Origin of the sequence: Actibacterium sp. (assembly GCF_041584535.1) — a bacterium.
GTDB lineage: Bacteria > Pseudomonadota > Alphaproteobacteria > Rhodobacterales > Rhodobacteraceae > Actibacterium_D.
The window spans coordinates 1-7,967 of the sequence record NZ_JBFHDW010000115.1 but is presented as its reverse complement, the minus strand read 5'-3'; the positions used below and the strand labels follow the sequence as shown (position 1 = coordinate 7,967).

General features: G+C 61.2%; 7 protein-coding genes, 1 tRNA gene and 1 pseudogene. 3 read left to right on the top strand and 6 right to left on the bottom strand.

What is annotated here, in order from left to right; all coding sequences use genetic code 11:
* From ABYW26_RS07445 to ABYW26_RS07435, 3 genes are all read right to left on the bottom strand, one after another.
* On the bottom strand, positions 1–711 hold a 711-nt coding region (locus ABYW26_RS07445), incomplete at its 3' end, for a branched-chain amino acid ABC transporter permease (protein WP_372604142.1).
* A 44-nt stretch (positions 712–755) separates the two neighbouring features.
* Positions 756–1,577, bottom strand: a complete 822-nt coding sequence (locus tag ABYW26_RS07440) for an ABC transporter ATP-binding protein (protein WP_372604141.1) — start codon at positions 1,575–1,577, stop codon at positions 756–758.
* The gene (locus tag ABYW26_RS07435) at positions 1,574–3,535 is read right to left on the bottom strand and encodes a long-chain fatty acid--CoA ligase (protein ID WP_372604143.1); all 1,962 of its coding nucleotides are present in this window, start codon (positions 3,533–3,535) and stop codon (positions 1,574–1,576) included. Before ABYW26_RS07435 ends, ABYW26_RS07440 begins: the two co-directional genes overlap by 4 nt.
* 209 nt (positions 3,536–3,744) lie before the next feature.
* On the opposite strand from ABYW26_RS07435, the gene ABYW26_RS07430 reads away from it, so the two are divergent.
* A complete protein-coding gene (locus ABYW26_RS07430; protein WP_372604140.1) occupies positions 3,745–5,673 on the top strand; it encodes a PAS-domain containing protein in 1,929 nt (642 codons plus the stop codon).
* Entirely contained in the window at positions 5,670–6,371 is a 702-nt protein-coding gene (locus ABYW26_RS07425) for a response regulator transcription factor (RefSeq protein ID WP_372604139.1), read from the top strand. The genes ABYW26_RS07430 and ABYW26_RS07425 overlap by 4 nt, the downstream gene beginning before the upstream one ends.
* Before the next feature lie 78 nt (positions 6,372–6,449).
* On the opposite strand, the gene ykgO is transcribed toward ABYW26_RS07425, so the two are convergent.
* Positions 6,450–6,575 (bottom strand): type B 50S ribosomal protein L36, encoded by a 126-nt coding sequence (gene ykgO, locus ABYW26_RS07420; RefSeq protein ID WP_072857948.1) that lies wholly within the window; start codon positions 6,573–6,575, stop codon positions 6,450–6,452.
* A gap of 70 nt (positions 6,576–6,645) precedes the next feature.
* Positions 6,646–6,720: transfer RNA gene (locus tag ABYW26_RS07415), tRNA-Val, on the bottom strand.
* Between the two features lie 150 nt (positions 6,721–6,870).
* On the opposite strand from ABYW26_RS07415, the gene ABYW26_RS07410 reads away from it, so the two are divergent.
* Entirely contained in the window at positions 6,871–7,731 is an 861-nt protein-coding gene (locus tag ABYW26_RS07410; RefSeq protein ID WP_372604138.1) for an N-formylglutamate amidohydrolase, read from the top strand.
* Between the two features lie 10 nt (positions 7,732–7,741).
* Here ABYW26_RS07410 and ABYW26_RS07405 read toward each other — a convergent pair.
* A pseudogene (locus ABYW26_RS07405) lies at positions 7,742–7,967 on the bottom strand (DNA polymerase IV); the annotation flags it as partial.

The window sequence follows — 7,967 nt, the reverse complement described above, 5'->3', positions numbered from 1 at the left end:
CGCGACCAGCGCCACGAAACCGGCGATCGACCAGACCAGCACCCAGATGAACCGCAGGCTGATCCCCACGGACAGCGCCGCCTGATGGTCGTCCGCCACCGCGCGCAGGGCGCGGCCCTGTTTCGAATATTGCGAGAACAGCATCAGCGACACCACAAGCGCGGCCGCGACACAGGTGGCGACGATATCCAGCCGGTCGATGAAGAAGCCATAGCCGAACATGTTATAAGTGGCGTTGTCGATGGTTTCGGACAGGCCTTGCGGCAGGCCGACATCCAGCTTCTTGATATCCGAACCCCACATCACATCGCCAAAGCCTTCAAGGAAATAGGCAAGGCCGATGGTCGCCATGAACAGGATGATCGGTTCCTGGTTGACCAGATGTTTCAGGATGAATTTCTCGATGATGATCGCCAGAACCACCATCACACCGATGGTCAGGACGATCGCCACGATCGACGGTAGCGTCCATGGAAAGTTATGCACTTCGGTTCCGAAGATCGCGTTGATCAGGTGGGCAAAGGGCACCTGGCCCTGTTGCAGACCGACCAGCGTCAGCGCCGCGAACAGCGCCAGCACCCCTTGGGCATAGTTGAAGATGCCCGAGGCCTTGAAGATCAGGACAAAGCCCAGCGCCACAAGCGCGTAAAGCACCCCGGTCATCAGGCCGTTCAGCGTGACCTCGATCGCGAATAACAGTTGATCAGGCATTGTGTGCCTCCGATGTCGGGATCTTGGGTTGCAGGGACAGGGCCTTAGTCATGGCTGACCCCCAGATAAGCGTCGATCACGGCCTGGTTGTTGCGCACCTCGTCCGGGGTGCCGTCCCCGATCTTTTTGCCGTAATCCATCACGACCACGCGGTCGGACAAGTCCATCACCACGCCCATATCGTGTTCGATCAGGGCGATGGTGGTGCCGAATTCGTCGTTCACATCCAGAATAAAGCGGCTCATGTCCTCTTTTTCCTCGACGTTCATCCCGGCCATCGGTTCGTCCAGCAGCAGCAGTTTTGGCTCGGCTGCCAAGGCGCGGCCCAGTTCGACCCGCTTTTGCAGGCCATAGGGCAGGCGCCCGACCGGAGTTTTGCGGATGGCCTGAATTTCAAGGAAGTCGATGATTTTCTCGACCGCCTCGCGGTGTTGGTTTTCCTCGCGCTGGGCCTTGCCCCACCACAAAGCCTGCGATGCCAGACTGGATTTGATCATGGTCATGCGGCCGGTCATGATGTTGTCGAGGGTGCTCATCCCCTTGAACAGCGCGATGTTCTGGAAGGTGCGGGCGATGCCCTGTTGCGCGACCTGATAGGGCCGCATCTGCGGGCGTTTGGCGCCGCGAAACCAGACTTCGCCCTCGGAGGGGACGTAAAAGCCCGAGATCACGTTCAGCATCGACGATTTCCCGGCGCCGTTCGGGCCGATGATGGCGCGAATTTCGCCTTCGCGGATGTCAAAGCTGATGTCCTTGATCGCCACCACGCCACCAAAGCGCAGGGTGATGTTCTTCATCTCCATCAGAACGCCGCCGATCTGGCGACCGTCCGCGGTGACGTAACCCTCTTGAGACATGTCGTTCATTCTGCCGCCATCCTCGTGTGTTGGGGTTGCATTACGGCCGCGTCGCGCAGCTCAAGCGTCGCGGTGATCTTGCCTTTGCGGCCATCCTCGTAGGTGACTTCGGTTTCGGTATAGACCGACTTGGACCCGTCATAGAGCGCGGTGATCAGATCGGCGAATTTCTCTTCGATGATCCGGCGGCGGACTTTGCGGGTGCGGGTCAGTTCGCCGTCATCGGCATCCAGTTCCTTGTGCAGCACAAGGAAGCGGTGAATCTGACAGCCTGACAGCATGGTGTCTTCGGCGACGGATTTGTTCACCTCTTCGACATGGTTCTGGATGGTTTCCAGAACCCGCGGATGACCGGCCAGTTCCTGATACGAGGCATAAGCGATGTTGTTGCGCTCGGCCCAGTTGCCGACGGCGGTCAGGTCGATGTTGATAAAGGCGGTGCACATGTCGCGGCCATTGCCGAACACCACGGCCTCAAGGATGTCGGGATAGAACTTGAGCTTGTTCTCGACATATTTCGGCGCGAACAGGCTGCCATCGGACATTTTGCCGACATCCTTGGCGCGGTCGATGATGCGCAGATGGCCGGTGTCGGGTTCAAAGAACCCGGCGTCGCCGGTCGCGACCCAGCCTTCGGGGTCTTTGGTGTCGGCGGTGCTTTCGGGGTTCTTGTAATATTCGACGAACGTGCCGGCGCTGCGATAGAACACCTCGCCATTGTCGGCGATCTTGACCTCGACGCCGGGGCTGGGCACGCCAACGGTGTCGTTGCGGACCTCGCCATCGGGTTGCTGGGTGATGAACACCGAGGCTTCGGTCTGACCGTAAAGCTGTTTCAGGTTGATCCCAAGGCTGCGGTAGAATTCAAAGATCTCGGGGCCGATGGCCTCGCCCGCGGTATAGCCGACGCGGACCCGGCTGAAGCCCAGCGTGTTTTTCAGCGGACCGTAGACCAGAATATTCCCCAACCAATAGGCAAAGCGATCCATGCCCGACACCGGCTTGCCGTCCAGAATGGCCGGGCCGACACGGCGGGCGACGGCCATGTATCTGTCGAACAGGCGCTTCTTGAACTTCCCGGCGTCCTCCATACGGATCATCACGCTGGTCAGCTGAGTTTCAAAGATGCGCGGCGGGGCAAAGTAATAGGTCGGACCGATCTCGCGCAGGTCGGTCATCATGGTTTCCGGGCTTTCCGGGCAGTTCACACAGAACCCGGCCCACATCGCCTGACCGATCGAAAAGATGAAATCCCCGACCCATGCCATCGGCAGATAGGCCAGAACCTCGTCCGTGTGACGCAGGTGGTCGAACTCGGACGAGTTTTTCGAGGTCTCGATGATGTTGCGGTTGGACAGCACCACGCCCTTGGGCTTGCCGGTGGTGCCCGAGGTGTAAAGCATCACGCAGGTATGGTCATAGGTCAGCTCGGCGGTGCGTTTGTCCAGCTCGGCTTCCAGACGGGCGTGGGCGGCGCGGCCTTCGGCCTTGACGTCCTCCAGCCAGTTCAGATGGGCATGGTCATATTTGCGCATGCCGCGTTTGTCGTAATAGAGGATCTGCTCGATATTGGGGGCCTGATCCTGAATCTCCAGAACCTTGTCGACCTGTTCCTGATCGCCGCAGATGACAAAGCGCGCGCCGCAATGTTGCAGCACATAGGCCATCTCTTCGGCATTGGCGTCCTGATACAGCGGCACCGGAACAGCGCCGCACATCTGAGCCGCGACCATGGCCCAGTAATGTGCCGGTCGGTTGCGACCGATGATTGCAACACGGTCGTCGCGGTCCAGGCCCAGCGCCATATAGCCCAAGGCGATCGCGCGGACTTCATCCGCGGTTTCAGCCCAGGTCCAGCTTTGCCAGATCCCGAATTCCTTTTCACGATAGGCCGCGCTGTTGCCGAACTTTTGCGCGTTGCGCGCTAGCAAAGCAGGCACAGAACAAAGATCGCCCGTGGGCGCGATTTCGCTGACCAAATTTTCTCCTCCCAGTGCCGTTCGCCGGCTGTGCGGATCGTTTGACACGATTCCTGCACTTCACATTACGTGATGTTAATTTGTAGCCGGTCAAACATTTCGTGAATTTTTCCCAAACCTTACGAATTGTTACGTTGCGCTCAAAGTCTTTCCCGACCTGAATTCCGGTGCTAGCCATACAGTCGGAGGACAAGGCAATGGCATCTACACCCGTGGATCGCGCAAGGATGACCGAGGCCGGTTTGAACCTGATTCAACAGGCTCTGTCGATCTATGATGCGGATTTGCGGCTGGCGGTTTGCAATCGCAAATTCCGCGAGATGTTCGATCTGCCGGTTGAATTCGTGACGCCCGGCGCCCGGTTTGACGACACGATTCGCTATCTGGCGATACGCGGCGAATACGGGCCGGTCAGCGACATCGACGATTTCGTGCGTGAACGTTCCGAACAGGCCCGCGCCTTTGCCCCGCATTACATGGAGCGCGACCGCGCCAATGGCCATACGATCTCGGTCGAAGGCAGCCCCTTGCCGCAGGGCGGCTGGGTGACGGTCTATACCGACATCACCGCGATCAAGACTCAGGAGCGGCTGTTGCGTGGCCGATCCGAAGAACTGTCCGATCAGGTGCTGACCCATGCGGAAAAGTTGGCTCAGACCAACCGGGAACTGGGCGCGACCAACGCCGCGCTGGAAGAGGCCAAGCGCCAGCTGACCGAGATGGAGGCCCGCACCCGCACCGTCACCGAAATGATGCCCGCCCATATCGCCCATGTCGGCATCGACGGGCGCTATACCTATTCAAACCGTCGTCTTAGCTCGGTGATCCCCGGTCGCCCGAACGACATTGTCGGCATGAACAGCCTGCAGGCGCTTGGCCCCGAGGCCTGTGCCAAGATCAACCCGCACATGCAGCGCGCGCTGGCGGGTGAGGCCAATATCATCGAGTTCAACCACGAAGAAAGCGGTCGCCGCATCCGGGCGGCCTTTACCCCGGACGCGGCGGCGGATGGATCTGTGAACGGTGTTTATATCCTGTCGATGGACGTCACCGAAGAGGCGCAATCGCGTGCCGCGCTGGCCCAGACCCGCAAGCGCGAATTGGCGGCACAGCTCAGTTCCGGGCTGGCGCATGATTTTGCCAACCTGCTGACGATTATTCTGGGCCTGCAAAGCCGGCTTGGGCGACTGTCCTCGGACCCGGCGATGTCGGACCTGATCGCGGCGACGCAGGGCGCGGCGCGGCGCGGGGGCACCTTGCTGGACCGGATCGCGTCGATCTCGGGGCAGCGACAGATGCGGCCCGAACCGACCGACCTTGCCGCCTTTCTGTCCGACATCCGCACCATGGCCACGCCGTCGCTGCCCGATGGTGTGCTGCTTGAGGTGCAGGCCGATCTGATCGACGGGCCGGTTCTGCTGGATGCGGGCGGTGTGCAGGATTCGCTGCTGAATCTGGTGCTGAACGCCCGCGACGCTATTGGCAGCGGTCCGGGCAAGATCAGCCTTCAGGCCAAGGCGCATGGCGATACATGGATCGAATTCATCGTCCGCGACACCGGCCCCGGCTTTACCGAAAAGGCGCTTGAGCACGCGCTGGACCCGTTTTTCACCACCAAGGGCGGCGAGGGATCGGGGCTTGGGCTGTCGGTGGTCTATGATTTGACCAAGCTGGCGGGCGGGCGCTGTTCCCTGTCGAACCGCCCTGAAGGCGGCGCGCAAGTGTCGGTGCGCCTGCCGCTGCGCCGCCCCAGCACCGGACCCGGCCCGCATCTGGTGCTGCTGGTCGAAGATTCGGCCGAAATTCGCGAATCGGTGCGCGAGATGCTGACTCAATGCGGCCATGCGGTCATCGAGGCGGCCTCGATCGACGAGGCGCAGGTCTTGGCCGAACTGCCGGGCGTGGATGTGGTATTGTCAGACATGATTCTGGGCGGCGACCGCACCGGGGCCGAGTTTCTGGATCAGTTGCAGGCCCGCGGCACGCAAGCGGCGCTGTTCCTGATGAGCTCGCTTCCGGCCAAGGATTCGCGGATCGCCGCCGCAGCGGCCCGCTATCCGATCCTGGCGAAACCGTTCGACCGCGACACGCTACAGGCAATTTTAACGCAGGATAGACCCGCATGACTGCTCCGATGATTGCCATTCTCGATGACGAGCCGCAGATCCGGCAAATGCTGTCCGAGGCGCTGGGCGATGCCGGGTTCCGCACCGCCTGCTTTGCCCGCGCCACCGAATTCGAGGCGGCGCTGCCGCGCACTGCGCCAGATGTCTGTCTGGTCGATCTGGGCCTGCCGGATCGCGACGGTCTGGCGCTGGTGCATCGGCTGGCGCTGGAATCGGGGGCGTCGATCATCATCATTTCCGGCCGGGCACAGGTTCAGGACCGGGTGACCGGGCTGGAACTGGGGGCGGATGACTATATCATCAAGCCGTTCGACCCGGCCGAGGTCGTCGCCCGCGTGCGCGCCCGCCTGCGCAAGGCGCGTGACAGCGGCGGTGCGGTGAAGTCGGCCCGGTTCGAAGGCTGGACCGCCTATTTCGACCGCTACCTTCTGATGTCGCCCGACGGGGTCGAAGTGCCCTTTAGCCATGCCGAGGGCGAGGTTCTGCGGCTGTTTCTGGAAAGCCCTAAACGGCTGATTTCCCGCACCCAGATGCAGGAAACGCTGGGCGGTGCGGCTGGCGAAAGCTTTGACCGGGCAATGGATGTGCGGATTTCGCGCCTGCGCACCAAGCTGGGCGAAGACCCGCGCAATCCGCGTTTGATCAAGACGATCTATGGCGCGGGCTATATTTTTCTGGGGGACGTGGTCTGGGACTAGCGGCGCCTTTCGGGCGTCGGGCATGAAAAAGGCCGCCTCGGTTTCCCGAAGCGGCCTTTTGCAGATCAATCAGATCGCTCAGCCCTGACGGGCTTTGAACCGGGGCTGCGTCTTGTTGATGACGTAGACACGGCCTTTGCGGCGCACGACGCGGCAGTCGCGGTGACGCTGCTTGAGCGAGCGGAGCGAGTTACGGACCTTCATGGGTCTTCTCCTCATTCGCGGCGCGGCAGGCGCCTGGGTTAAAGTTCTGCCTGACATGGCAGTGAATTCATGGTGGGCGGTACTGGGATCGAACCAGTGGCCACTACGATGTCAACGTAGTGCTCTACCGCTGAGCTAACCGCCCGATACCGTCTGGCCCCTCTGTTCCAAAGAAAAAGAACGCGGAGGGACCGCGTCGGTTCGCTGGTCTATAATAAGAGTCGGTTTGGGGTTCAAGAGCTTTTGGCAAGAGAATATTTCCCGCTATAGTTTTCCTGCAATGACAGGAGCCCCCATGACCGACGCGCCCTATCGGCTGACCATGCCACGGGAACTGACAACCAGCGTTGTCTTTTCCTCTCCGCACAGCGGGCGCAACTATCCGGGGGCGTTCCTGCAGCAATCCATGCTGAACGAACGACAGGTGCGCACCTCCGAGGATGCGTTTGTCGATCTGTTGTATCAAACCGCCCCCGATGCGGGCGCGCCGTTGCTTGTGGCGCTGGCCCCGCGCGCCTTTGTCGATCTGAACCGGGCCAGCGACGAACTGGACCCGGCGGTGATCGAAGGTCTGGGGAAAATCTCTCCGAATCCCCGGGTCAGCTCTGGTTTGGGGGTGATTCCACGGGTCGTCGCCAATGGCCGCGCCATTCGGTCCGGGAAAATGCCGATTGCCGAGGCTCAGACCCGAATCAACCATTATTGGTGGCCGTATCACGACCGGCTGACGACGCTGTTGCATGATGCCCATGCCCGGTTCGGTCATGCGATTCTGATTGATTGCCACTCGATGCCGCACGAGGCGCTGGATAACCTGACCCGCCGGGGCAAGGCTCGCCCGCAAGTGGTTCTGGGCGACCGTTTTGGCGCCTCGGCCAGTCAGCACATCGTCGATCATATCGAGGCGGCGTTCCAGAATGCCGGCCTGCATGTGGTGCGCAATTCGCCGTTTGCCGGCGGCTATATCACCCAGCATTACGGCCGCCCGTCGCGGCACCAGCACGCGGTGCAGATCGAAATCGACCGCTCGCTTTACATGAACGAGCAATTGATCCGCCCGAATGGCAATTTCGACGCGTTTTGCAGCCTGATGCAGCGGGTGATCGCCGAAATTGCCGACCTTGGCCGGAGTCAGCAAAAGCTGGCGGCCGAATAACCCGCGCCGATCAGCGCAAGGCGCGGCCCTTTTTGATCGCGTCCTTGCCGAATTTCTGGCGAATCTGATCGGTGGCGCGCTCGGCCTGGGCGCGTTGGGCGGCTTGCGGGTCCAGAAGGTCGTGCGTGCGGTCCGCGTCTTTGGCCGGCATCAAATCGGACAGGCCAACCCCGATCAGGCGGTAGGGGCCTTGGTCGCCAACCGCATCGAACAATTCCCGCGCGGCGCGATACAGG